Below are 24,190 nucleotides of genomic sequence, written 5' to 3' on the forward strand. Positions count from 1 at the left end.
TACTCTAAGTGTTTGATTTTAAATGGAGGCGAGTAGGAGAATCGAACTCCTGTACACGGATTTGCAATCCGCTGCGTAACCACTCCGCCAACTCGCCGCCTGTGGTTTGGATGTGCTTTAGCGACGAATGCGCTGTGGTTCAATAGGATGTTTGCGTGTTGCCCAAATGCACTGCTGGCGCGGCAGTAATGGCAGCGGCAATCCCAGGGGCAATGGGCCGTTGCGGGACGGCGGGCGCTGTGGCATCAACGAAAGGTAGAGTCTGAACGAAAGAGTTTAGCAATTGGCTGACTATCTTACCCGAAGAACGACGATGGTCGACACGCAAGTGCGCCCATCTGATGTGACCAAATTCCCCATCATTGATGCAATGCTCAGCATTGCGCGTGAGGATTATGTCCCTGACGCCAAGCGCGAAGCTGCCTATGTCGGCGAAAATATCGACATCGGCGCAGGTCGTGTGCTGCTCGAGGCCCGCACATTGGCCAAGATGCTTGAGGCGGCCGATGTGCAGCCCAGCGATGTCGTGCTCGATCTTGGATGCGGGCTTGGCTATTCGACCGCAGTTCTTGCGCAGTTGGCCGATTTCGTCGTTGCCGTAGAAGATGAGCCCGGTCGTGCGCAAGAAGCACAGCAGAACCTGTCCGATCACGGGGTTGATAACGCCGCCGTATTTGAAGGCGCGCTGGCAGACGGAGCGGCCAAGAATGGTCCTTATGATGTCATTATGCTGCAGGGCGCAGTTGAACAGATCCCCGCAAACTTGCTGGCACAAATTAAAGACGGCGGACGCATCGTTGCAATATTTACCGAGGGCGCTTTGGGCGTGGTTCGCCTTGGTCGCAAGATTGACGGCACGATGAATTGGCGCATGTCGTTTAATGCTGGCGCCCCGGTGCTGGCTGGATTTTCCAAAGAAGCCGAATTCACGTTCTGAAAAACTATTTCTTGCGAGCGCCAGATCGGACGCTTGCCACCTGAATTGATAAGGAACTGACTATGACCATGACTTTAGGCCGTTTGTTCGCCACGATGTGCATTGCGCTTACGGTTCTGGGCTCACCGGCCCGCGCAGATTCGCTCGCCGATGTCTTGCGGGACGCATACCACAACTCAGGTCTGCTGGATCAAAACCGTGCACTGCTGCGTGCGGCGGATGAAGATGTGGCGCAATCTTTGGCAGCCCTGCGCACGGTCGTTACATGGCAGGCGCAGGCCGCTTATGTCGCAACCTCTGCCAACCAATCGTCCAGTAGTTTGTCTGATGATTTGAGCAGCTCGATTTCTGTTACAGCAAGCCTGCTTCTTCATGATGGTGGCGCGAGTGCGCTGGCGACAGAAGTCCAGAAGGAGCTTGTGTTGCAAACCCGCGAGGGTCTGGTCCAAGTCGAACAGGAAGTTCTGTTTCGTGCGGTTGACGCCTTTATGAATGTGCGCCGCCAGTCTGAATTTCTTGCCCTGCGACGCAGCAACGTTGGCGTCATTGCCCAAGAACTGCGCGCTGCAGAAGACCGCTTTGAAGTGGGTGAAGTCACACGCACCGACGTGGCCCTCGCAGAAGCGCGGCGTGCGGCGGCGCAAAGCCAATTGGCCGCGGCGGAAGGTGCGCTTGTACAGGCAAACGAAGAATTCCGCGCTGCTGTGGGCCGCGCACCGGGTCGGCTAGATGTCGTTACGCCTGCGGCCGTGCAGCAAAATATAGAAGAGGCACGCGCCTTTGCCGTGCGCCGCCATCCAAATATAATCGGCGCCCAACATGGGGTCTCTGCTGCTGAGCTGAACATCCGCCGCGCCGAGGCCGCGTTGAACCCCAGGTTGAGCCTGAGCGGGACAATCGGTTTGACGGATACGGGCGACAGTACCCAAAGTCTGGGCATAACCTACGGCGGCACGGTCTATCAGGGTGGCCAGTTGAAATCGGTTATCCGCCAGGCACAAGCGCGCCGCGATGCGTCACGCTCTACGCTTTTGATCACCACCCAAGGCGTGAACCAGAATGTCGGCAATGCCTATGCGGTTCTGCGCGTCGCCCGTGCCAGCAGTGAGGCGTCCGGCTTGCAGGTTCGCGCCGCGCGCACGGCCTTTCGTGGTGTCCGTGAAGAGGCAACTCTGGGTGCACGCACAACATTGGATGTGTTGAATGCGGAACAAGAATTGCTCGACGCGCAGGCCAGCACGATTTCCGCTCAGGCCGATGAAGTCGTCGCAAGCTACCGCGTTCTGGCTTCGATGGGTTTGCTTACGGCGGATCATCTGAACCTTGGTGTGCAAGGTTATGATCCTGCGGCTTACTATAATCTCGTGCGCGAAGCCCCTGCAACTTACTCACAGCAGGGCCAAGCGCTGGACCGCGTTTTGCGATCCATCGGAGATTAGATCAAATCCCGACTATCGGTTGTTTGGAATCGCATGGCAGGTTAGAGTATGGCTTGAGGATTAAGCAGGATAAACAATGTCCGATCAAGTAACCAATGTTGAAATCGAGGACGTGCTGTCGTCCATCCGCAGGCTCGTGAGCGATGGAGATAAGGCGCGCAAGCGTGATCTGATCCCTGATGTGGCGAAAGAAACGCCAGCGGAAAACCTGTCTGTGGACGCCGCTGAAACCGGCGAATCGCAGCCCGATAAATTCGTGTTAACTCCTGCGTTTATGGTCGTTGATAACGACGCAGTACCCGGCGTGGAAACTGCCGCACAAGAAGATGACGACGACGAAGAGTCCGGTTGGGTCGAAGAAGTCAGTGACGAACAAGATATGGATCAACCCGAAGCGGCTGAGCACGATGGTGAGAATGAAGATAACGCCGCTGAAGCGGCACCTGCTTCCGTTCAGCCAACTGATGGCGCGGAAACAGATTCGACTGATATTGAAGGTGCGCATAATGATGCACCCGAAACAGATGACGCACTGCTGAAAAATATGGTCTGGGATTCCGTCAACGAGGGGCGCAAAGCGGGCCTCGCCGCTGTCCCGCCGCAAGCGGACGTCGCCGAAGTTGAAAGCATTGTAACTGCCAAAAAACCGTCGGACCGTTCCAAGTTGATTGCATCGATTGCCGAACTCGAAGCCGCAGTCACCAACGATGTGCAGGATTTTGAACCGGACGGCAGCGAAGTCGAAGACGAAGTGATGGGTGAAACCATCGCTTGGCCGGGTTCTGTTGTGCGCAGCTTTGAAGACGTGCAAGACGCCGAGGAGGCAGAACACGCGGTTACTGACGCTGAAGCTGAGATTGACGACGCTCCGATTTCGTTTGAACACCGCGAAGCCGCCGTCGAGCCTGCGCAAGAAGACCCCGCGGATGCGGGCGAACAGCGTGCCGATGATTATGGTGATGACGACGATTACAGTAATGACGACGACTACAGTGATGATGATTTGGACGGATTGCTGGACGTGGGCAATGTGTCGCTGGACGAAAATGCGCTGCGCGCGCTTGTTTCAGACGTTGTACGTGAAGAATTGACCGGACCACTGGGAGAGCGGATTACCCGCAACGTGCGAAAATTGGTCCGGCGTGAGATTTATCGGATCCTGTCGAGCAAAGAGTTCGACTAGAGCAAAGCGGACGCACACATCGTAAAAGTAGACCGTCACGCTGACTTGGGGATGGTTTCGGCCAAGCCCAAAATGGCTGCGACATCCAAATGCGTCTCAAGATGAAGCGCCAATTCATTTAGCGTTGCATCCACGCCCGCGTCGTAGTTGAGCGATTGAACCGGCGCACCGATACCCGCCATATAAGACCCTCGAAAACCGTCTGAGGCGAACAGCCCGTGCAAGTAGCAGCCCTTTACCCGTCCATCGCCACTGGCGGCTCCCTCACGGCGCCCATCCAGTGTCAGCCAGCCATTATCGCGGTCCGGCCCAACCGTTTCACCAATGTGGATTTCGTACCCTGACACCGTGTCGCCCGTTGCGTCATAGGTCGCATTGCTGAGGTTCAATCGCTTGTGCGCCGACATCGTGGTCGTGACATCCAACAAACCAAGCCCGCGCACATGGGTGGCGGGCCCTTCAATACCGTCCGGGTCTGCGATCTCACGTCCAAGCATCTGATAGCCGCCACAGATGCCCAAAACATGTCCGCCGCGCCGCACATGGGCCAACAGGTCAGTGTCCCACCCTTGGGCGCGAAAATGCGCAAGATCGGCTATCGTCGATTTGGAACCGGGGATCAGCACAAGATCGGCGTCGCCGGGCAGGGGGCGTCCGGCGTCAATGATTTCAACAGTGACATCGGGCTGGGCCGCGAGCGGATCGAGATCGTCAAAGTTTGCGATCCGGTTCAGACGTGGGACTACGACCTTGATGGCGCCGCCTTTGCGCGTGGCGATGTCCATCACGTCTTCGGCAGGCAATTTCCAAGCGTCATCAAACCACGGCACGATCCCCAGTGGCAGCCAACCTGTGTGGTCCGTTATGGCGGTCATGCCGTCGGCAAACAGGGTTGGATCACCGCGAAATTTATTGATCGCGAAGGCTTTGATGCGCGCGCGGTCGGCATCGGGCAGTATCACGTCTGTGCCAACCAATTGCGCGATGACGCCACCACGATCAATGTCCCCAATGAGAATAACGGGACAGCCTGCGGCTTCGGCGAATCCCATATTGGCGATGTCACCCGCCCGCAGGTTGATCTCAGCGGGGGACCCTGCGCCCTCGATGACAATCAAATCGTGTCTGGCCGCAAGGCGGTGGTAGCTTTCCAGCACCCTCGGGATCAGATCGGCTTTGCGGGTTCCGTATTCCCGCGCTTTCATAGTCGCGAAACGTTTGCCCTGCACAATGACCTGCGCGCCGACATCGGTTTCGGGTTTCAACAACACCGGGTTCATATCCGTATGCGGTTTCAACCCACAGGCGCGCGCTTGCAGGGCTTGTGCGCGGCCAATTTCACCACCGTCTGATGTCACAGCAGCGTTGTTGGACATGTTTTGCGGCTTGAACGGCGCGACGGACAGCCCGCGTTTGACGGCTGCACGGCACAGGCCCGCCACCAACATGGATTTCCCCACATTGGATCCAGCCCCTTGGATCATGATTGCCTTGGTCATCGGGTTCCTCCACGCTACGTATCTAGTCAGGCAAAGCGTCCGAGGGAAGAGCATGAACACACCAGCGCACCTAATTCTCGGGCTGGCCGCATTTGGTAAGGTCGACGCACCATCGGTGACTGCGGCGGCATTGGCGGGCGCCCTGATCCCCGGCCTGACATTGTATCTGATGGGCGGCACGCATTTGTTGCTTCTGGGAACGGACCCTCAGATCGTGTTTGGGAACCTTTACTTCTCGGAGCGGTGGCAAGCGATCTTTCGCATTGATAATTCAATCGTGCTGTGGGGCATGGGTTTGGTTTTTTTGCGATATGGGCGCGATCCGTTTGGGCGATCGCATTGTGCGGCGCGGCATTGCTGCATCTGGGTCTGGATTTTCTGTTACACCATGACGACGGGTGGGCGCATTTCTGGCCGCTGACGACGTGGAAATTCCAAAGTCCGGTCAGTTATTGGGACCCCAATCACTATGGCCGGATTGTCGGGTTGATCGAAATAGCGGTATCGCTGGCGTTGTGTGCTCTGCTGTGGCGGCGATTTAGGGGCCGTGCCATGCGAGGTCTGATCGCGCTGTTGGCATTGGCTGAAACCGTACCTGCGATCATGTTCTCACTTATGTTTGCTGCCACTTAAACACGCAGCAAACAAAAAAACGCGACCCCGAGCAGAGGGTCGCGTTTTTTTGGTGTAAGCTAAAACTTGGAGTAGATTAAGCGGCGCGAACTTCTTGATCCGCGGCTTCAGCCACTGCGCGCCGTTCGCTTTCTTCACGTGACAGAGCGACAGACGTACGCACGCCTTTGCCGACGAAGTCCATCAAACCCGTTACAACGCGTTCGTTGGGGTCGATACCTGCGCAGGACAGAACTTCGCGGCCGTCACGGGAGCGTGCCCAGCGCGCGATCTGTTCAGGCCCATTGCCATACTTCTTATCGTCCGCAATCGCATCATCCAACGCGGCCAACACCACCGCCGCAAAAAGCTTGCGTGCGCGATTGCCTTGTTCATTGTTAAACGCTGTGCCGTCGACGAAATCTCGCATATTCGGTCCTTGTACTATTTTTGGCCTTGTAGCTGGTAGTTTGGGCAATATGCCTGTTTCCAACCGATTCGGGGGTCCTCATTTGGAATAGCAGGTATGCGCATAACGCATAGCTCAATCATTCCTAAAACAGTATCTGGTTGGCTTGCGCGGTGTGTCATCACAATATATAATCCTCGTCAACTTCAATGCAACCTTCTGACATCGTTTGGACACACTGGGTTATGGCAAAAATTAACGGCAACGAAATTCGCATTGGAAATGTACTTGAACATAATGGTGGTCTGTGGGCTGCAGTGAAAGTCGATCATGTTAAACCGGGTAAGGGCGGCGCGTTTGCGCAGGTCGAAATGCGCAATTTGCGCAACGGTTCCAAATTGAACGAACGCTTCCGGTCCGCCGATAAGGTCGAGAAGGTTCGTCTGGAGCAAAAAGACCAACAATTTCTGTATGAGACTGATGGAATGTTGACGTTCATGGATATTGAAACCTACGAGCAGATTGAACTGCCCGCTGAATTGCTGGGCGATCGTCGTCCGTTCCTGCAAGATGGCATGATTGCTGTGATCGAATTCCACGAAGAAGAGGCGTTGAACGCGCGTTTGCCGCAAAAAGTGACCTGCAAGATCGTTGAGACGGAGCCTGTTGTGAAAGGCCAAACCGCGGCCAATTCATTCAAGCCTGCCATTTTGGACAACGGTGTGCGCGTCATGGTGCCGCCGTTTGTGGGTCAAGACGAAGACATCGTCGTGAACACTGAGACGATGGAATACTCCGAACGCGCCTGACATTGCGGTGCGCCTCGCGCGCAGGTGGGGAGGGGGCCAGCCCCCTCGGCCTTCGGCCTCACCCTCGGGATATTTTTAAAGCAAAGACAGGATTAAGAGCGAAGTAAGGTTGCCGCGCCTGCCTGCATTTCGCCCGTCGCACGATCAAAGCGCAGCTGCGCGAGGGCAAGGCTGCCAGATTGCGTGTAAAGCGTGCCAGCAGGGCGCCCGTTGGCGGTGATTTCGGTACCTACGTCCGCCGCCCCGGTAATGGACACCTGTGCGAGGCCCTTTTTCAACGCGGTCTTGTGCTTCATCCGGGCAGCAATTTCTTGACCGACGTAGCAGCCTTTGCGAAAATCAATTCCGTTCAACCGCTCAAATCCAGCTTCGAGTATGTAGGTGTCCGGCGTTAGTTCAACGCCGGTTTCCGGGATCACGTGTGCCACGCGCAGCGCGTCCCAATCCGTGCCGTCACTTTGGTCTCTGTCTGCGATAAGGCGCCAACCAAGGGCTGTGTGGCGCGGGTCGGGCATGGCACCACCGGGCGCTGGACCTGTGCCCCGCGACACGATCAGTGGCACTTCGGCGATCTGCACGTCCGCGCGCAAGCGATACATCGTCAAGCGTTGTGCCAGCATGGCCGCGTGAGGTTGCGCGACATCCACCAACAGCGCGTCGTCTTGCGCCGCGACAAAAAAATCCGCGATGAATTTGCCTTGCGGCGTCAAAAGGGCTGCGTAGACAAGACCGTCCTTGGTTTTGGCCACATCATTTGTGATTAGTCCTTGCAGGAAATCGAAGGCATCCGGGCCGGACAGACGGATAAGGGTGCGATTGCTCATGTGTTTTACCTAAGGTCGGTTGGGGCGATTAAAAAGACGCGCGAGCCAAGATTGTGGCCGTTCGTTTGGTTTAACAGCGAAGACTTTCTTGCGGGGGCGGTTTTTGCCGTCGATGACTTGTTTGCCGTCGCGAAATTGCAGGCGGTACAGATCGGCATAAAGCCCGCCGCGCGCCAGCAGATCGGTGTGTGTGCCTTCGTCAACAACGCGGCCCTTGTCGATTACAACGATCTTGTGGGCGTTTTTAATGGTCGACAGGCGGTGCGCAATCACAAGGGTTGTGCGCCCCTTGGCGAGACGGTCAAGCGCGCCTTGCACGATGGTTTCTGATTTGGTGTCCAGTGCGCTGGTCGCTTCGTCCAGCAGCAAAATCGGTGTGTCGCGCAGCAGGGCACGCGCAATGGCGACCCGTTGGCGCTGTCCACCAGACAAGTTCGATCCACGCGGCCCCGTAGGGCTATCGAGTCCAGCTGGCAGTTTATCAAGAAAGTCGGTGACATGGGCATTATCGAGCGTCGCGTTCAGCACATCGTTAGAGATGCCTGTTTGACCCAGCAAGATGTTGTCGCGCAGCGTTTCATCAAAGAGCGCCGCGTCCTGTGACACAGTCGACACAAGGCTGCGAAGATCTGTCAGCGCAAGGGTGTTGATCGGCGTGTCATTCAAGCTGACGCTGCCTGATTGCGGTTCAACAAGGCGGGTCAGCACGTTAAACAACGTGCTTTTGCCCGCACCGGATGCTCCCACCAGTGCCGTCGTTTGACCCGCCTGCGCAGTAAACGTCGCACGGTTCAGAACCGGCAGATCACCATAGCTAAGCGAGACATTTTCAAAGATGATTCTTGGCGCGTTTACAGGAATCGGCGCAGGGTTGCTGGGAGAGAGCAAGGTTGGTTGTGTTTCAAACAGATCCAGCAAGCGGTCAATTGCGGCAGCGGCGGCTTGCCAAAGGCCGGTCAAGTTACCCAGACGGCGCAGCGGGTCAAACGCGATGGCCATGGCGGTGAAAAACGACATGAACTCACCAACGGTTTTCTGCCCTTCAATGATCTGATTGCCGCCATATAACAGCACCGCAAAAAAACCGAGGCCCGCCATAACATCCACCAAGCTCGGGATCATCCCCTGTCCGAACGCGGCCTGCGTTTCGGTGCGCACGCGCCGGTTTGTCAGGGCTTCGTACCGTTTCCCTTGGTAGTCTTCTAAGCTGTTGAGTTTGATGGGGTTAATCCCATGAAACACCTCATCCAGCCGCGTGGACATATCGGCTGCGACCACGAGCGCGGCGCGCGCCTTACGACGTACATAGCCCTGGATTGCAAAGGAGGGCAGCACCAGAACGGGGATGCCAATCAATGCGATGGCAGTCCAAACCCAATCGACCCACAGCGCCACGGAAAACAGGGCCACAACCGCGACCATATCGCGGCCAAGACCGGTGATCAGACCTGTCCAAACACTCCCCAGTGCCTGCACATCGCCCTGCACCCGTTCGATCAATGTGCCAGGGGGGTGGGCCTGATGGAACGCCGTGTCCAGCCGCATCAGATGGCGCAAAAGGTCGGTCCGAATGTCCGCCGCACTTTTTTCCGCGATCCGTTTCAGGATTACACGCTGGGCGAGTGATGTCACCGCACGCATCAAAAAGAGCGAGAGAATGACTGTGCCAATGATCCAGACCGCGCCCTGTTCGCCACCAATGAAGACGTTGTCGAACATCGGCTGCATCATGTAACTCAAAACGCCAAACGTTGATCCCTCAAGGATCATCAACGCCACCGCGACCGATAACAAAACCATGTGCTGGCGCAGATAGTTGCCCCACAGCCACTGAAACATTTCGCGACTTGTGCGTTCGGGTTTCGCGGCAGGCTGGGGCGTTTGGGCGGGGTCGGTCCTGTGGGCGGGGTCGGTCCTGTGGGCGGGGTCGGTCCTGTAGGTGGGGTCGGTCATGGCGGTTCCGTCTTTAATTTACGTACGTCTAGGCGCTAACGAACTGAGGCGAAAGGTGCGGCCGCGTTCCAGATCATCTGTCCGCCATTGACGCGGCATTTGCGCAGGATAGTGTCTGCCCGACACAATTCATTTAAGGACGCAGCGCATGTTTGCCAATGGTTTGACTTATCTTGCAATTCCAGGCCCATCTGTGATGCCGGACCGGGTGTTGCGGGCAATGCACCGCGCAGCGCCTAACATCTACACGGGTGAACTTCATGACGTGACACGCAGTTTGTTTCCCGACCTGAAGGCGGTTGCTGGCACGCGTCACGAGGTGGCCATCTACATTGGCAATGGCCATGGCGTCTGGGAAGCGGCGCTGTCCAATATTCTGAGTGATGGTGACACGGTTCTGGTGCTTGCGACGGGGCGGTTTTGCGTCGGCTGGGGCGAGATGGCCGAAGGGTTGGGCGCATCGGTTGAAACGATTGATTTCGGCGACAATGACGCGGTTGACCTGACGCAGGTTGAGGCCGTGTTGAAAGCCGACACCGCCGGGCGCATCAAGGCTGTGTTGACGGTGTTGGTTGATACATCGACCGGAGTTCTGAATGATGTCAAAGGCATACGCGCGGCCATCGACAACGCGGGCCACGGTGCTTTGTTGATGTGTGACGCCATCGCGTCGCTTGGGTGCGATGAATATCACATGGACGATTGGGGAGTGGATATCACTGTTGCCGCCAGCCAAAAGGGTCTGATGACACCGCCAGGCATCGGGTTTGTGTGGTTCAATGACAAGGCAGACGCGGTGCGTGAAACCATCGGCCGTGTGTCGAAATACTGGGATTGGCGGCCGCGCGTCGCGGGCGATGAATACTGGAAATTCTTTGACGGGACCGCGCCGACGCATCACCTTTACGGGCTGCGCGAGGCGCTTGATATGATCAAAGACGAAGGGCTGCAAAACGTTTGGGCGCGCCATGACGGGTTGGCCCATGCGGTCTGGGCTGCGATTGATGTCTGGTCTGCAGACGGGCCGATGCAGATCAACGTAGCGGACCCCGCAGCGCGGTCGCGCGCGATCACGTCACTGCGACTTGATGAGGGGCAGGGCGATGCACTTCGGGCATGGTGCGAGGACAATATGGGCGTAACATTAGGCATTGGTTTGGGACGCTCCCCCGCCAGTGCATTCTTTCGCATCGGTCACATGGGCCACGTCAATGGCCATATGGTTATGGGGTTCCTTGGCACGATTGATGCAGGGTTAAAGGCGCTGGGCATCCCCCATGGCGCGGGCGCATTGGAAGCGGCGTCGCAGGTGTTGGCTGACCTAACCCGAGCTGGAGGCACGAAGCCGCGCGGCGCGCAGGCGGATCAAGCCGTCGATCAGTGCTGCGGATAACAGCACCCATACGAACCCTTTGGTGGCGGCCAGCGTGAAAAATGCCATGAACAACACCAGACCAGCGGTGATCAAAAAGGCGTTGGTGTAATTTTCGACGCTTTTATATGGTTTGCGCATGGCATGCTCCTGTCGCGGGTTGATCATACCCTAACCGCTCGCCATGAAAGATCACTTAAGTTTTTTGTGAACCTGTTCCGAACAACGATTTGCCCAAAACTTGGCCTGACGCTTGCGCCAGAGCTTTGGGCAACGCCTTGGCCACCAATGTCATGTCTTTTGGGGTGCCACACGAGATCCGGATGCAGCGGTCTTGCGGTGCGACGAACGGCATGCGTACAAAAATACCCATTTCTATCAACTCATTAAGAACCGCACGGGCAAATTCACCATCCTGCCCGCAATCAATCGCGACAAAGTTCGTCGCGGACGGAATCGCCTTCAACCCATTGTCTTCCGCGATTTGGTACAGCGTCTTGCGTGCCGCATCGACTTTGTTGCACACGTCACCCAACCAGTCCTGATCGGCCAGCGCCTCAAGCGCGCCAGCTTGCGAAATCCGGCTCATCCCGAAGTGATTTCGCACGCGGTTGAACGCCGAAATTAACGTCTTATGACCGAGCGCATACCCAACCCGCGCGCCGGCCATACCGTAGCCCTTGGAGAACGTGCGCAGACGGATCACCCGCGCATCATTGGTGTTGATCGCGGGTGCTGTGCCGTCGAGCGCAAGTTCAACGTAAGCCTCATCGAGGAGCAACAGGCAGTCGCGGGGCACGCTTTCAATCATCCGCTGGATCGTCGCTGCGGAATGCCACGTACCCATCGGATTGTCAGGGTTTGATATATAAATCAGTTTTGCACCGACCTCTCGCGCTTTGGCGATCAGGTGTTCTGGATCTTCATAATCTGCAGTATATTGAACCGTGTGGATCACCCCACCGTATCCCGTCACATGATAGTTGAACGTTGGATAGGCCCCAAGGCTGGTCACGACAGGCGTGTCCTTGGTGACCGTTAACCGCACGAGGCTATCAAGAAGTCCGTCAATACCCGCGCCGACGACAATCTCGCTTGGATCAATGGCGTGATGTTTGGCGAGGGCCATTCGCAAATCGTGGCTTTCAGGATCGCCGTACATCCATGTTTCTTTGACGGCCATGCGCATGGTTCGGATTGCTTTTGGTGACGGTCCGAACACGCTCTCGTTGGCGCCGAGGCGGGCTTTGAACGGCGCACCGGCGCTGCGTTCTTGTGCTTCGGGCCCGACAAAGGGAACTGATGTTGGCAGCGATGCTGCGAGGGCCGTCAGGCGGGGATCATTTTCTGGTTCATTAAACATAAGGTGACTTTGCTGCCTTCCTTCCCCTTTGAAAAGGGTTAACGCAGCTCTCGTATCTGATTCAGAAAGATTTTTATGCCTCAACCCAAAAATCGCCTTACACGCAGGGGGTTTATTGCAGTGGCCAGTGCCGCCTTAAGCGTGCGCGCAATTGCGCCACTCGCACGTAGCGGGTCTGGCCGGCGCATCCTGACGCTGGTTTATGACAAATCCCTCACCGTGATGCGCGCGGTCGAGCGCGTGGTGCATTGACCACACGCCCCCCCCCCAAAAAACGTCTGCAGCTAGATTTCGTTGAGCTGCACCAAAGCCGCCGACAGTTGCGCAATTTCTTCGGTCCGCAGCGCCAGATTTGCCTTGGCCTCATCGACAACTTCAGCCGTCGCATTTTCGGCGAATTTCGGGTTGCCCAGACGCCCACGCAAACCGTTAGCTTCTTTTTCAACTTTGCCCAATGACTTGGTAATGCGGGCTTTTTCGGCGTCCACGTCGATGATGTCGGCCAGTGGCAGCGCAAATGTCGCGCCTTTGGTGCCGACGGTCAGCGACCCCGTCGGCGCGTCTCCAACCGTCAAGGCATCGACCCGCGCGAGACGTTTGATCAGGGCTTCGTTGTTTGCCCATGCGGTCTTGGCGGCATCGTCGGCCTCGACCTGAATGAGAGGCACGTAAAGACCCGCAGGCACGTTCATTTGCGCGCGGGTTGACCGGATGTTTTCAATGATCTGGATAACCCAAAGCATTTCAGACGCCGCGTCTGCATCTACAAGATCGTCGCCAAGTTCGGGCCAGTCAGTGTGACACAGCAGCCCGTCTTTGCCCATCAAGCCCCACAATTCTTCGGTGATAAACGGCATGATCGGGTGCAACAGGATCAGCGATTGGGTTAACACCCAGTTCATCACTTGTTGACATTCGGCCTTTTCGGCGTCCGTTCCATCTAGCAAAAGCGGCTTGGACAATTCGACATACCAATCGCAGACCTTGCCCCAAACGAATTTATAAAGCGCGTCTGCGGCGTCGTTGAAACGGTAATTGCTGAGCGCGTCGTCGACTTCTGCCAGCACTTTTGACGTCTCGCCGATGATCCATTTATTTACCGAAAGCGACGTATGATTTGCGTACAGATCCTTTACACCACCTGTATGTACAGCGTCTGTACTGAAGGCCCCGTTCATTTCGGCAAACCGACAGGCATTCCACAGCTTTGTGCCAAAGTTGCGGTAGCCCGCGATGCGGGACGTGTCGAGTTTCAATGCACCGCCAAGCGATGCCATCGCCGCATTGGTAAACCGCAGCGCGTCTGCGCCGTATTCGTCGATGATATCGAGCGGGTCGATGACGTTGCCGGTTGATTTGGACATCTTCTTACCCTTGGCGTCGCGCACGAGGCCATGCAGGTAGATGGTGTTGAACGGAACTTCGCCGACGACGGCCAATTGCATCATCATCATCCGCGCGACCCAGAAGAACAGGATGTCCTGTCCTGTGATGAGGTCGGAGGTTGGGAAGTATTTTTTCAGCTCGGGCGTGTCTTCGGGCCAGCCGAGCGTGCCGATTGGCCAGAGACCAGACGAGAACCACGTGTCGAGGACGTCGGGGTCGCGGAACATCGGCAGTTGCATCGGGCCTGCAAAGGATCTGATCGAGCCTTCGTCGCGCGTGTCCAACAGGCCAAGTTGTTCTTGGAGAATCGAAGCGGCCTCTTGTTCGTCAGCCACGACGCGAAATTCTGTGCCTTCGGGATATTGCAGGGTCGCGCTTGCGATGGCCTCTGCTTCGGTCGCGGCACAAATGGCGTACCAATCGGTTTCGCCCGGAACATACCAAACCGGAATCTGGTGCCCCCACCACAACTGGCGTGAGATGCACCAAGGTTCGATATTCTCGAGCCAATGGAAGTAGGTTTTCTTGCCCGACTCCGGCATTATCTTCACTGTCCCATCGCGCACCGCGTCCAGTGCAGGGCCGACGATCTTGTCGGTTTCCACGAACCATTGATCCGTCAGCGCGGGTTCAATCACGACTTTTGATCGATCGCCAAACGGCTGCATGATTTTCTTGGACTCGACGTATGGCACGGTCTCGGTGACGTCGCTCTCAACCCCCTCATCATCCTTTACTTTGCGGGTGGCCTCAACCATCACGGCCAGGCCTTCGGCGGTGATATCTGCCACCACTGCGTCGCGGGCCACGAACCGATCCATGCCGCGGTAGGCGTCCGGCACAAGGTTCATCGCGGCAATCATTGCTTCGTCAAATTCGGTGTCCCCAGTGGCGATGGACTGCGCGATCGCGGCTTCCTCACTATAGATTTTGCCATCTGCGCGCATCGCGCCTTTGGTGTCCATCAGCGCGTACATCGGGATGCCGTTGCGCTTGGCGACCATGTAGTCGTTGAAGTCATGCGCGCCGGTGATTTTCACCGCACCGGAGCCGAAATCCATGTCCGGATAATCGTCAACAATGATCGGTATCAGCCGGCGAGATTCTTTTGGCCCAACAGGAATTTCACATAGTTTTCCGATGATTGGCGCATAACGTTCATCCTTTGGGTTAACTGCAACGGCGCCATCCCCAAGCATGGTTTCGGGCCGTGTCGTCGCAATAGAAATATAGTTACGCTTTTCGCTAAGTGTTACGTTTCCGTCTTCATCCTTCTCGACGTAGTCATAAGTAAGGCCACCCGCGAGCGGGTATTTAAAATGCCACATATGGCCGTCGACTTCGACATTCTCGACCTCAAGATCGGAAATCGCGGTTTCAAAATGCGGGTCCCAATTGACCAGACGTTTGCCGCGATAAATCAGGCCCTTGTTGTACATTTCAACGAAGACTTTGATGACGGCGTCGTGGAAATTACCTTGGGCAGATGCGGGCGCACCGGGGGCGCCGGACATGGTGAACGCTTCGCGGTCCCAGTCACAAGACGCACCGAGGCGCTTGAGTTGGTTGATGATCTTCCCACCGGATTCGGCCTTCCAGTCCCAGACCTTTTCAAGGAACTTTTCGCGCCCCAGTTCGACCCGTTTGGGTTGACCTGTTTCGGCCAGTTGGCGTTCGACGACCATTTGCGTGGCGATGCCTGCATGGTCTGTTCCGGGCTGCCAAAGCGTGTCAAAGCCGCGCATGCGATGCCAACGCACCAGAATGTCCTGCAGCGTGTTGTTGAACGCGTGGCCCATGTGCAAAACGCCGGTGACGTTTGGCGGCGGTATCATAACGCAGTATGTGTCATCCCGCGACGCGTTGGCGCCTGCGACAAACGCCTTTTCAGACAGCCAGCGGTTTGTAATGCGGGCCTCGGCCTCGTTCGCGTCGAATTTCTTTTCCATTGGCATGGTCTGCGATCCCTTTGTTTGGGCGTGAAATAACCGAGCGAGGCGTGAAGGGAAAGGGGCCAAGGTCAGGGTCAAGGTTTGGTTTAAGGTTTGGGCCAAGGTTTAGGCTGGACGCGCCCGCTGCGCGGTCTAGGGTTCAGGCTGAGCCAAAAGGAGCGACGGACATGGAAAAGTTTGGGAAATCCCAGCCAATCAAGCGGGTTGAGGACGTTCGTTTTCTGAACGGCACGGGGCGTTATGTGGATGACATTGTGCCGAGCGGTGCGCTGCGGGCTTATGTGTTGCGATCAACCGTCGCGCATGGCGACATCACCACGTTAGATGTTGCGGACGCGCGTGCGGCAGATGGTGTGCATATGGTGCTGACGCTGGCGGACCTTGAAGCCGCAGGGCTGAACGTTGCGATGAACGCTGACATCATCACCAATAGCGACGGGACCAAGGCCGCAGCACCTGAACGCCCGATCCTGGCGCGGGGCCGTGTGCGATTTGTCGGGGAACCCGTGGCATTCATCGTCGCTGACACCTTGGCGCAGGCGCGTGATGCAGCTGAGATGATCGAGTTGGATTTTGACGATCTAGATGTCCACATGGCGTTGGCGGCGGGCGGGGCTGCACTCCACGCGGAAGCGCCCGACAACGTGGCGTTTGATTGGTCGATGGGGGACATCGCCTCGGTGGATGCAGTGCTGGCCAGCGCCGCGCATGTGATCAACGTGCCGGTGCAGGACAACCGCATTATCGTTAATTCAATGGAGCCTCGTGGATGTTTTGCGCAACCCGAGGGCGCGCGCTTGCACGTGAGCGTCAACGGTCAAGGGGTATGGTCGCCGCGCGCGTCTATTGCGCAAGAGTTGCGGATGGACGCGGCGGATGTGCGTGTCACCAACCCTGATGTCGGTGGCGGGTTCGGGATGAAGGCGATGGATTATCCCGAGACGTTTTTGTGCGCCTACGCTGCGCGGACGCTGGGTCGCGCCGTTGCGTGGATGTCGGATCGATCCGAAGCCATGCAAAGCGACAATGCAGGGCGCGATCTGGTCAGCACTGCGACGTTGGGTTTCGACGCCAGCCACCGGTTGATCGCATACAAAGTCGATACAATTGCCAATTTGGGCGCCTATAATTCTCAAGCGGGACAATTGATCCAGACCGCGTTTTTCAGCAAGGTTTTGCCCGGTGTTTATGATGTGCAGGCGGTGGCGATGCGCACCGTCGGGGTCTACACCAACACCACGCAGGTCGACGCCTATCGCGGTGCGGGGCGACCCGAGGCGATTTACGTGTTGGAACGCAGCCTAGATCACGCGGCCCGCGAGATGGGCGTGGACCCTTGGGCGCTGCGGCAGCGTAATTTTATCAAGCCGGACCAGTTTCCATATTTGTCCGCAACGGGCCAGCCCTATGACGTGGGCGATTTTGAACGGGTGTTGGCGCGTGTGACGAGTGCGGCGGACCGTGACGGGTTCGCGCAGCGCCGCGCGGTGTCTGCGGCGGCGGGTAAGCTGCGCGGGATCGGCCTGTGTTATTATATCGAAAGCATTCTAGGTAATCCAAGCGAAACCAGCCGCGTCGATTTCAACACCGACGGAACGGTGTCGATCTTTGTCGGCACGCAAAGCAACGGGCAGGGCCATGAAACTGTCTTTGCGCAGTTTCTGGCGGATCAAACGGGGATTCCTGCGGACCGGATTTCGGTTGTACAAGGTGATTCCGATTTGATCCCCACGGGTGGCGGCACGGGTGGTTCGCGCTCAGTTACCGTGCAAAACACCGCGACGTTGGCCGCAGTTGGTGTGTTGATCGACGGATTTTCGGCGTTCCTTGGGGAGGTTGAAGGCGTGCCCGCCATGGACGTTTCTTTCGATGACGAGAGGTTCCGCATTGCCGGATCAAACCTGACGCCCACCATGCTTGATGTGGCGGACATGGCGCGGGGTGCTGGGCGCGATGACCTGTTGAGTGTGTCAAAACAGATCAAACTTGACCACCGCAGCTATCCCAACGGCGCACATGTTTCAGAAGTCGAGATCGACCCGCAGACAGGTGTTGTCACCGTGCAGCGCTACACGATAATTGACGATTTTGGCAATCTTATCAATCCTATGTTGGTTGAAGGACAGGTGCATGGCGGGGTGGTGCAGGGCATTGGGCAGGCGCTGTTTGAACGGGTTGTTTATGATGAAGACGGCCAACTTCTCACGGCATCGTTCATGGACTACGCTATGCCTCGCGCTGAGGATGTGCCGATGATGTATTTCGACACCGAAGCGACGCAAAGCCTGTACAACCCTATGGGCATGAAGGGCTGTGGCGAGGCCGGCACGGTCGGTGCTTTGGCTGCCATCACAAACGCGGTGCAAGACGCGGTCTGGGACCTTGGGGTGCGCGACGTTCAGATGCCGTTCACGCCGCATCGTGTCTGGCAGATGTTAAACAGGGGCGGTGATGCGTCTACTTAACTGGGTCCAATCCCTTATCAGACGTAGCCGCACGCATGAGACAGCTGGCGTGCGACACCGCGGCTCTGCGACCCATGTGGTTATCCTTGATGGGACGATGTCGTCTTTAGAGGTTGGCTGTGAAACCCATGCAGGACAGCTTTATAAGCTTCTGCAAGAGGCGAGCGGTGGCACCAAACGCGCCGCCAACCTTACGATTTATTATGAACCCGGTATCCAATGGACCGACTGGGGAGAGACCTTGGACGTGATGCTGGGGCGCGGCATCAACAGCCAGATCAAGCGGGCGTATGGGGTTTTGGCATCGCGCTACCGGAGTGGGGATCGCATTGTTTTGGCGGGTTATTCACGTGGGGCATACGCTGTGCGCTCTCTCGTGGGGGTGATTGATCTGGTCGGGTTGGTGCGGACCGATTGCGCGACAGAACGCAATGTTCAACTGGCCTACCGCCATTATCGCCGTGGTGGGCGCGGTTTGGCAGCCGAGGCATTCCGCAAGCGCATGTGCCATGCAACGGTCACAATTGAGGCGGTTGCGGTTTGGGACACGGTCAAAGCGCTTGGCGTGCGGTTGCCGATCCTATGGCGCTGGTCCGTCGTCGAACATGCCTTTCACAACCACGCGCTGGGCGCGTCGGTGCGCCACGGTTTTCATGCCTTGGCGCTGGATGAAACCCGCGAGGCCTATGCGCCCGTGCTGTGGGCGTGTCCGCCGGGATGGTCCGGCAAAATGGAACAGGTCTGGTTTGCGGGCACCCACGGTGACGTCGGCGGGCAGATCAATGGCTATGAACCGGCGCGCCCTTTGGCCAATCTGTCGCTGGTCTGGATGTTGGAACAATTGGAACGCTGCAAAATCCCACTGCCCGATGGGTGGGCCGCCCGATTCCCCACGGACGCAACGGCGCCGTCAGTGGGCCTATGGCGCGGTTGGGCAAAGCTGTTCTGGTCGCGCAAAGCGCGGGTTGTCGGGCGCGACGCATCCGAGCGGCCGCACCCGAGCGTTGCCAAAAACCGACCTGATGACCCCAAGGTTGCACTGCGCAATTGATCCCAAGCGGGGGTCAGGCCACGTTTTGAAGCCGCAGCGCAGGTTCCATGCCGAGAGCGTGGCAAATGTCGCGGGTCAGTTCAGGTTTATTGAGGGTGTAGAAGTGTAGGTGGTTGACGCCTTCGGTGAGCAATTCATCACAGAGTTCGGTGGCCTGCGCGGTGGCAAGCAGGTTGATCACGTCGGGATCGGTGGCATTTCCAAACGCATCCTTCAGGATTTGTGGGATGGCGGTGCCGCAGCCCGCAGCGAATTTTTGCACGCCGGCCCAGTTTTCAATCGGCAGGATGCCGGGCAGGATCGGGGCGGTGATGCCCGCATCGGCGCAGGCATCGCGAAAGCGCAGAAAAGTGTCGGACTCAAAGAAGAATTGCGTGATGGCGCGGGTGGCGCCTGCGTCGATTTTCGCCTTGAGGTGGTTGATACAGGCTTGTTGGCTTGCCGCATCTGGGTGGCATTCGGGATAAGCGCCGACGGTGACGTCGAAGCCTTCGTCAGCCAAGGCGCTGGTCAATTCGATCGAGCTTTGAAAGCCGTCGGCGTGCGGGGCGAAACCACCTGTTCCCTTTGGTGGATCACCGCGCAGGGCCACAATATGGGTGACACCAGCGGCCTTGTAGCCAGCCGCGATCTCCAGCGTTTCAGCGCGGGTGGCATCGACGCAGGTCAAGTGGGCGGCCACGGGCAGATCGGTGGTTTTTACAATTGCGTCAACGGCATCGTGGGTCAGCTGGCGGGTGGTGCCACCTGCGCCGTAAGTGACCGACACAAAGCTCGGGTCCAGCGGCGCAAGGGTTTGCACACAGTCCCACAGCCGGAACGACGCCTGCAGTGATTTGGGCGGGAAGAATTCAAAGGATACTGACGGACGGGACATGTGGGGATCTCCATAAGGTTGCGTCTTTATCCCGTCTTGGTCTACATGAAGCAAATTCATAAGTTTCACGAACATCATGAGGTTTGTTCAGTTATGCACATCGAGTTCCGTCACCTGCGCACGATCAAGGCGATCCATGAGACCGGTGGTCTGGCCCGCGCAGCCGACAGTCTGGGCATTACCCAATCCGCCTTGAGCCATCAGATCAAGGGGATCGAGGATCAAGCGGGGGTCGAGCTTTTCGTACGTCGGTCCAAACCGTTAAAGCTGTCAGCGGCGGGGCATCGGTTACTGGCGGCGGCGAACCGAATTCTCCCCGAAGTGGCTGCGCTGGAATTGGAATTTTCCGGACTGGTGCAGGGCAGCTCGGGGCGGATGCACATCGCGATTGAATGTCATGCCTGTTTTGAATGGCTGCTTCCGGTGCTTGAGGAATTCCGCAAGGCATGGCCGGATGTTGACGTCGATATTCGCCCTGGTCTGACGTTCGATGCGCTGCCTGCTTTGCGCAAAGAACAGGTCGATCTGGTGGTGTCTTCTGATCCCGAGGACATGCCGGGGGTGACGTTCCTACCGTTGTTTGATTACGAACCGGTGTTTGTCGCGGCGACAAACCACGCGCTGGCCAGCAAAGCATTTATTGAAGCGGACGATTTTCGTGATCAAACGCTGATCACTTATCCTGTGGAACAATCCCGCCTGGATGTGTTTTCGCAGCTTTTGATACCTGCAAAGGTGCAACCAAAGGCGGTGCGGCAGGTTGAACTGACGGCGGTGATTTTGTTGCTCGTGGCATCGGGGCGCGGGGTTGCGGTGCTGCCTGACTGGGTCGTGCGCCAAGCGTCATATGGATCTGACTACGTGACGCGACCACTGACCGAAACGGGGCTGACCCGCAGGCTTTATGCGGCGGTGCGCGATGATTGTGCAGAACTGCCTTTTGTTGCCCATCTGGTGGCGCAGGCGCGCAAAGAGGCGGTGAAATTGCAGCGTGTCTAGGCGGTCTTCTGAGGTGTAAAAAGCACCGCTGCCTGCGCCAGCGGCACGGCAGGACTGAACAAATAGCCCTGCGCAGCCACGCAGCCCATGTTGATCAATTCTTGGCTTTGGGCCTGCGTTTCGACGCCTTCCGCAATGACACTGACACCAAGACCCGATGCGATGTTCAAAAAACCCCGAACGAGGACTTCGGAGGTTAAATCGTGGCTAAGCCCTGCGACGAAACTGGTGTCGATCTTGTGTTCATCGAAATCAAGCTGGCGCAGATGATGGAACGACGCAAAACCGGTGCCAAAATCATCGAGAGATATGCGTACGCCAAGGTCGCGAAAGCTGGCAATTGAGGCTTGGATCGCGTCCGCTGCGCGGGCGATGAAAACGTCTTCCGTGATTTCCAACGTCACGTGCTGCGCGGCTGTCGGGCTGGCGGCGAGGATACGGTGCAAATCCTGACGCCCCGTATACCAAGACAAGGCACATATCAGCAGAGCTGTCGCTATGACCAATTCAGTATCTCGGACGCTCAGCTTTGCGCTATCGGCAAAGTGGGGCCGTGTTGAAGCGATAATTCTGTTAAACACACGCTTTCCCACGGCTCGTATCGCTTCACTTAAGCACATTCTGGCATACAAAGTGTTAAGACGAGGCAACGACTGCCACAGTCTTTCAATCGGATTTGTGGCGATTATCGCCCCTTGTTTGCACATGGCTCAGCCCCTATACGCCCCAACAAACGTTGCGCGGCCAGTTTTTGGTCAACGCACAAAGGAGATCGACATGGTTGCCAGTGCGAACCTCAACGTGATGATGAAAACGGCCCGTCGTGCGGGGCGTGCGTTGCTGAAAGACTTTGGTGAGGTCGAGAACCTGCAGGTGTCCACCAAAGGCCCTGGAGATTTTGTGACCCGTGCCGATAAAAACGCGGAATTCATGATCCGTGAGGCATTGATGGATGCGCGACCAACGTACGGTTTTCTGGGCGAAGAAGGCACCGAGATTGAAGGCGCCGACCCCACCCGCCGCTGGATCGTTGACCCACTGGACGGCACTACGAATTACCTGCATGGCCTACCGCATTGGGCTGTTTCAATCGCGCTGGAACACAAAGGCCAGATCGTTATCGGCGTTATTTATGACCCGATGAAGGACGAGTTGTTCTTTGCCGAAAAGGGCAGTGGCGCGTGGTTGAACGAGAAGCGTTTGCGCGTTTCGGGGCGCTCAAAGATGAGCGAAAGCATCTTTTCCACGGGTCTGCCGTTCGCGGGCCGTGCCGATTTGCCGACAACCTTGCAAGACCTCGCACGGATTTTGCCGACCTGTGCGGGTGTGCGCCGCTGGGGGGCTGCGTCGCTCGACCTCGCGTATGTGGCCGCTGGCCGTTACGACGGGTTCTGGGAACGCCGCCTGAAATCATGGGATATGGCTGCTGGTCTTATCATCGTGCGCGAAGCAGGGGGCATGGTTGAATCGATCAACCCCGCCAACAATATCATCGAGTCCGGCGAAGTTATCTGCGCTGCCGAGACGATTTTTGAAAAGTTCTCAAAAGTTATCCGGTCCAAAAACGACTAAAGCGCGGCAAAGATGTCGATCTGGTAGCCGTCAGGGTCGCGGACTGTGGCGTAGCGTTGGCCCCAAAACGCATCCCACGGTTCCACCGTCAGGGTGTGTCCTGCGTCTTTCAGCGCGGCCGCAACCGCGTTAACCTCTGCCACAGTGTCACACAACATAGCGAAACTCGCATGGTTGGGCGGTGTTGGCGCGTGGCCACTCAGTTCCTCCATCAATTTAGCGGTGTCGATCATCAGGCGCACGTCCCCAGCTTTGATGTTGGGTTCGACATGCTTGTCGTCAACGCTCCATTCCGGAAAGTCGAAGCCGAGCAATTCATAAAACGCGACGGTCTTGGTCATGTCTTTGGACGACACAGCGACGGCATCTAAACGGATCATATCAGGCCTTTCGATCAGAGGGGTGATTGACGCCATCGTGCCAAACGATGGGCTCGAACTCGGCAGGGTTCACGCCCTCAATCCCGCCCATGTTTACCCCGTATTCATTGGGGTTTGCGCGGCGTTGATGATGGGTGTAAATCCCACAGATCTTACAAAAATGGTGCTGCGCGGTGTTGGTCCCAAAGCTGTAGCGCGTAAGGTTGTCCGCGCCGCGAACCACCTTAAGATCGCCGACATTGATCGTGACTGCTGGGGCTGCACGACGGCGACAAAATGAGCAATCGCAGCGCCGTGCCGTATTCAGCCCGTCGGCGAGTTTTACGCGCAGTTCAACAGCGCCGCAGTGGCATGTGACTTTGGTCATTTTTGCCGCCGGATCAGTGGGATGCTGGATTTGGGATAGTGCGTTTCAGGGTGGGGCGGATGTCCGCTTGTGCGGTCCCAGTAGCGGGAGCCGCCGCGGCGCAGCCAGACCGGGATGGTCATCACAAACCCTGCAACAAAGCCGCCCACATGGGCCCAATAGGCCGTCCCGCCACCGTTCAGATCACTGCCCAAACCGTTAAAGACCTGCAAGCCCATCCACAAGCCCAGAACGATGAAAGACGGGATTGGCAGGATGCGAAAGAAGATGACAAAGAAGATGAACACATCGACACGCGCCTTGGGAAACAACAACAAATAGCCGCCCATGACGCCTGCGATTGCGCCCGATGCACCGACCATCGGCACGGCGCTTAGGACGTTGGGCAGGTATTGCAGATAGGCCGCCGCAAACCCGCTGAGGATGTAGAAGCCGAGAAACGGCAAGTGGCCTATTTCTTCTTCCATGTTGTCGCCGAATATCCACAAAAACAGCATGTTACCCGCCAAGTGCATAAAGCCAGCGTGCAGGAACATGTGGGTGAATAAGCCGAGGGTTCCTTGCCCATCGTCAAACAGAACGGGCCAGAACGCATAGTCGATCAGGAATTGGTTGCTTGCAGGGATGCCGGTCACAACCAGTTCTTGCCACGCAAACACGGCGATATTAATCGCGATGATCACATAGGTGACATAGGGCGTCTTTTCAGAAGGATTATGATCGCGAATTGGAAACATGGCT

At 57.1% G+C, this 24,190-nt stretch carries 22 protein-coding genes and 1 tRNA gene; 10 read left to right on the forward strand and 13 right to left on the reverse strand.

Annotated elements, in window-relative coordinates; genetic code table 11:
• Positions 1–23 precede the first annotated feature (23 nt).
• Positions 24–97, reverse strand: a tRNA-Cys gene (locus OA238_RS05185).
• A gap of 186 nt (positions 98–283) precedes the next feature.
• On the opposite strand from OA238_RS05185, the gene OA238_RS05190 reads away from it, so the two are divergent.
• From OA238_RS05190 to OA238_RS05200, 3 genes are all read left to right on the forward strand, one after another.
• Positions 284–937 (forward strand): protein-L-isoaspartate O-methyltransferase family protein, encoded by a 654-nt coding sequence (locus OA238_RS05190; RefSeq protein ID WP_044036340.1) that lies wholly within the window; start codon positions 284–286, stop codon positions 935–937.
• Positions 938–999: 62 nt separating this feature from the next.
• Positions 1,000–2,376 (forward strand): TolC family outer membrane protein, encoded by a 1,377-nt coding sequence (locus tag OA238_RS05195; protein ID WP_015494362.1) that lies wholly within the window; start codon positions 1,000–1,002, stop codon positions 2,374–2,376.
• Positions 2,377–2,452: 76 nt separating this feature from the next.
• Positions 2,453–3,559: a prolipoprotein diacylglyceryl transferase gene (locus OA238_RS05200; protein ID WP_015494363.1), complete on the forward strand. Its 1,107-nt coding sequence runs from the start codon at positions 2,453–2,455 to the stop codon at positions 3,557–3,559.
• Positions 3,560–3,594: 35 nt separating this feature from the next.
• On the opposite strand, the gene OA238_RS05205 is transcribed toward OA238_RS05200, so the two are convergent.
• Positions 3,595–5,058 carry a cobyric acid synthase gene (locus tag OA238_RS05205; RefSeq protein WP_015494364.1) on the reverse strand — a complete coding sequence of 488 codons (1,464 nt, stop codon included), beginning with the start codon at positions 5,056–5,058 and terminating at the stop codon, positions 3,595–3,597.
• A gap of 52 nt (positions 5,059–5,110) precedes the next feature.
• On the opposite strand from OA238_RS05205, the gene OA238_RS33545 reads away from it, so the two are divergent.
• Positions 5,111–5,479 carry a hypothetical protein gene (locus OA238_RS33545; RefSeq protein ID WP_015494365.1) on the forward strand — a complete coding sequence of 123 codons (369 nt, stop codon included), beginning with the start codon at positions 5,111–5,113 and terminating at the stop codon, positions 5,477–5,479.
• Positions 5,480–5,767: 288 nt separating this feature from the next.
• Here the strand turns inward: OA238_RS33545 and OA238_RS05215 are convergent, their stop codons facing one another.
• Complete coding sequence (locus OA238_RS05215) at positions 5,768–6,100, reverse strand: DUF6280 family protein (RefSeq protein ID WP_015494366.1); 333 nt, start codon at positions 6,098–6,100, stop codon at positions 5,768–5,770.
• 224 nt (positions 6,101–6,324) lie between these two features.
• Between OA238_RS05215 and efp the strand changes: the two genes are divergently transcribed.
• Complete coding sequence (gene efp / locus OA238_RS05220) at positions 6,325–6,888, forward strand: elongation factor P (RefSeq protein WP_044036345.1); 564 nt, start codon at positions 6,325–6,327, stop codon at positions 6,886–6,888.
• A 92-nt stretch (positions 6,889–6,980) separates the two neighbouring features.
• Here efp and ygfZ read toward each other — a convergent pair whose 3' ends face one another.
• Both ygfZ and OA238_RS05230 read right to left on the reverse strand, forming a co-directional pair.
• Positions 6,981–7,712: a CAF17-like 4Fe-4S cluster assembly/insertion protein YgfZ gene (gene ygfZ / locus OA238_RS05225; RefSeq protein ID WP_015494368.1), complete on the reverse strand. Its 732-nt coding sequence runs from the start codon at positions 7,710–7,712 to the stop codon at positions 6,981–6,983.
• Positions 7,713–7,721: 9 nt separating this feature from the next.
• On the reverse strand, positions 7,722–9,665 hold the full coding sequence (locus tag OA238_RS05230) for an ABC transporter ATP-binding protein (protein WP_015494369.1): 1,944 nt from the start codon (positions 9,663–9,665) through the stop codon (positions 7,722–7,724).
• 148 nt (positions 9,666–9,813) lie between these two features.
• Here OA238_RS05230 and OA238_RS05235 point away from each other — a divergent pair, with 148 nt between their 5' ends.
• A complete protein-coding gene (locus OA238_RS05235) occupies positions 9,814–11,058 on the forward strand; it encodes a pyridoxal-phosphate-dependent aminotransferase family protein (RefSeq protein ID WP_015494370.1) in 1,245 nt (414 codons plus the stop codon).
• On the opposite strand, the gene OA238_RS31470 is transcribed toward OA238_RS05235, so the two are convergent.
• The 3 genes from OA238_RS31470 to OA238_RS05250 form a co-directional block, all read right to left on the reverse strand.
• The gene (locus tag OA238_RS31470; RefSeq protein WP_144055841.1) at positions 10,987–11,178 is read right to left on the reverse strand and encodes a hypothetical protein; all 192 of its coding nucleotides are present in this window, start codon (positions 11,176–11,178) and stop codon (positions 10,987–10,989) included. The genes OA238_RS05235 and OA238_RS31470 overlap by 72 nt on opposite strands.
• Before the next feature lie 55 nt (positions 11,179–11,233).
• The gene (locus tag OA238_RS05240) at positions 11,234–12,400 is read right to left on the reverse strand and encodes a pyridoxal phosphate-dependent aminotransferase (RefSeq protein WP_015494371.1); all 1,167 of its coding nucleotides are present in this window, start codon (positions 12,398–12,400) and stop codon (positions 11,234–11,236) included.
• Positions 12,401–12,684: 284 nt separating this feature from the next.
• Entirely contained in the window at positions 12,685–15,741 is a 3,057-nt protein-coding gene (locus tag OA238_RS05250) for a valine--tRNA ligase (protein WP_015494372.1), read from the reverse strand.
• A gap of 164 nt (positions 15,742–15,905) precedes the next feature.
• On the opposite strand from OA238_RS05250, the gene OA238_RS05255 reads away from it, so the two are divergent.
• Positions 15,906–18,203, forward strand: coding sequence for a xanthine dehydrogenase family protein molybdopterin-binding subunit (locus OA238_RS05255; protein ID WP_015494373.1), 2,298 nt, complete (start codon positions 15,906–15,908; stop codon positions 18,201–18,203).
• Positions 18,190–19,254, forward strand: a complete 1,065-nt coding sequence (locus tag OA238_RS05260) for a DUF2235 domain-containing protein (protein ID WP_015494374.1) — start codon at positions 18,190–18,192, stop codon at positions 19,252–19,254. Before OA238_RS05255 ends, OA238_RS05260 begins: the two co-directional genes overlap by 14 nt.
• Positions 19,255–19,267: 13 nt before the next feature.
• Here OA238_RS05260 and metF read toward each other — a convergent pair whose 3' ends face one another.
• Positions 19,268–20,131, reverse strand: a complete 864-nt coding sequence (gene metF, locus OA238_RS05265) for a methylenetetrahydrofolate reductase [NAD(P)H] (RefSeq protein ID WP_015494375.1) — start codon at positions 20,129–20,131, stop codon at positions 19,268–19,270.
• A gap of 93 nt (positions 20,132–20,224) precedes the next feature.
• Between metF and OA238_RS05270 the strand changes: the two genes are divergently transcribed.
• Complete coding sequence (locus OA238_RS05270; RefSeq protein ID WP_044037960.1) at positions 20,225–21,130, forward strand: LysR family transcriptional regulator; 906 nt, start codon at positions 20,225–20,227, stop codon at positions 21,128–21,130.
• Here OA238_RS05270 and OA238_RS05275 read toward each other — a convergent pair.
• Positions 21,127–21,603 (reverse strand): EAL domain-containing protein, encoded by a 477-nt coding sequence (locus OA238_RS05275; protein ID WP_187293149.1) that lies wholly within the window; start codon positions 21,601–21,603, stop codon positions 21,127–21,129. The two genes, OA238_RS05270 and OA238_RS05275, sit on opposite strands and share 4 nt — an antisense overlap.
• A gap of 304 nt (positions 21,604–21,907) precedes the next feature.
• Between OA238_RS05275 and OA238_RS05280 the strand changes: the two genes are divergently transcribed.
• The gene (locus OA238_RS05280) at positions 21,908–22,702 is read left to right on the forward strand and encodes an inositol monophosphatase family protein (RefSeq protein ID WP_015494378.1); all 795 of its coding nucleotides are present in this window, start codon (positions 21,908–21,910) and stop codon (positions 22,700–22,702) included.
• On the opposite strand, the gene OA238_RS05285 is transcribed toward OA238_RS05280, so the two are convergent.
• From OA238_RS05285 to OA238_RS05295, 3 genes are read right to left on the reverse strand one after another with little or no spacing between them, the layout of a single operon-like run.
• Complete coding sequence (locus OA238_RS05285) at positions 22,699–23,082, reverse strand: VOC family protein (protein ID WP_044036355.1); 384 nt, start codon at positions 23,080–23,082, stop codon at positions 22,699–22,701. The genes OA238_RS05280 and OA238_RS05285 overlap by 4 nt on opposite strands.
• 1 nt (position 23,083) lies before the next feature.
• Positions 23,084–23,449: a GFA family protein gene (locus OA238_RS05290; protein WP_044036357.1), complete on the reverse strand. Its 366-nt coding sequence runs from the start codon at positions 23,447–23,449 to the stop codon at positions 23,084–23,086.
• Positions 23,446–24,186 (reverse strand): rhomboid family intramembrane serine protease, encoded by a 741-nt coding sequence (locus OA238_RS05295; protein WP_015494380.1) that lies wholly within the window; start codon positions 24,184–24,186, stop codon positions 23,446–23,448. Before OA238_RS05295 ends, OA238_RS05290 begins: the two co-directional genes overlap by 4 nt.
• Between the last annotated feature and the right edge of the window lie 4 nt (positions 24,187–24,190).

The sequence above is a fragment of the Octadecabacter arcticus 238 genome, from assembly GCF_000155735.2.
GTDB lineage: Bacteria > Pseudomonadota > Alphaproteobacteria > Rhodobacterales > Rhodobacteraceae > Octadecabacter > Octadecabacter arcticus.

Bases quoted from the DNA above. Each gene is read 5' to 3' on its own strand.
- OA238_RS05295 (WP_015494380.1), bottom strand. From the start codon at position 24,186: ATGTTTCCAATTCGCGATCATAATCCTTCTGAAAAGACGCCCTATGTC.
- OA238_RS31470 (WP_144055841.1), bottom strand. From the start codon at position 11,178: ATGCGCAAACCATATAAAAGCGTCGAAAATTACACCAACGCCTTTTTG.
- OA238_RS05290 (WP_044036357.1), bottom strand. From the start codon at position 23,449: ATGACCAAAGTCACATGCCACTGCGGCGCTGTTGAACTGCGCGTAAAA.
- OA238_RS05270 (WP_044037960.1), top strand. From the start codon at position 20,225: ATGCACATCGAGTTCCGTCACCTGCGCACGATCAAGGCGATCCATGAG.
- OA238_RS05195 (WP_015494362.1), top strand. From the start codon at position 1,000: ATGACCATGACTTTAGGCCGTTTGTTCGCCACGATGTGCATTGCGCTT.
- metF (WP_015494375.1), bottom strand. From the start codon at position 20,131: ATGTCCCGTCCGTCAGTATCCTTTGAATTCTTCCCGCCCAAATCACTG.
- OA238_RS05285 (WP_044036355.1), bottom strand. From the start codon at position 23,082: ATGATCCGTTTAGATGCCGTCGCTGTGTCGTCCAAAGACATGACCAAG.
- efp (WP_044036345.1), top strand. From the start codon at position 6,325: ATGGCAAAAATTAACGGCAACGAAATTCGCATTGGAAATGTACTTGAA.
- OA238_RS05230 (WP_015494369.1), bottom strand. From the start codon at position 9,665: ATGACCGACCCCACCTACAGGACCGACCCCGCCCACAGGACCGACCCC.
- OA238_RS33545 (WP_015494365.1), top strand. From the start codon at position 5,111: ATGAACACACCAGCGCACCTAATTCTCGGGCTGGCCGCATTTGGTAAG.
- OA238_RS05235 (WP_015494370.1), top strand. From the start codon at position 9,814: ATGTTTGCCAATGGTTTGACTTATCTTGCAATTCCAGGCCCATCTGTG.
- ygfZ (WP_015494368.1), bottom strand. From the start codon at position 7,712: ATGAGCAATCGCACCCTTATCCGTCTGTCCGGCCCGGATGCCTTCGAT.
- OA238_RS05260 (WP_015494374.1), top strand. From the start codon at position 18,190: ATGCGTCTACTTAACTGGGTCCAATCCCTTATCAGACGTAGCCGCACG.
- OA238_RS05240 (WP_015494371.1), bottom strand. From the start codon at position 12,400: ATGTTTAATGAACCAGAAAATGATCCCCGCCTGACGGCCCTCGCAGCA.
- OA238_RS05250 (WP_015494372.1), bottom strand. From the start codon at position 15,741: ATGCCAATGGAAAAGAAATTCGACGCGAACGAGGCCGAGGCCCGCATT.
- OA238_RS05200 (WP_015494363.1), top strand. From the start codon at position 2,453: ATGTCCGATCAAGTAACCAATGTTGAAATCGAGGACGTGCTGTCGTCC.
- OA238_RS05215 (WP_015494366.1), bottom strand. From the start codon at position 6,100: ATGCGAGATTTCGTCGACGGCACAGCGTTTAACAATGAACAAGGCAAT.
- OA238_RS05280 (WP_015494378.1), top strand. From the start codon at position 21,908: ATGGTTGCCAGTGCGAACCTCAACGTGATGATGAAAACGGCCCGTCGT.
- OA238_RS05205 (WP_015494364.1), bottom strand. From the start codon at position 5,058: ATGACCAAGGCAATCATGATCCAAGGGGCTGGATCCAATGTGGGGAAA.
- OA238_RS05255 (WP_015494373.1), top strand. From the start codon at position 15,906: ATGGAAAAGTTTGGGAAATCCCAGCCAATCAAGCGGGTTGAGGACGTT.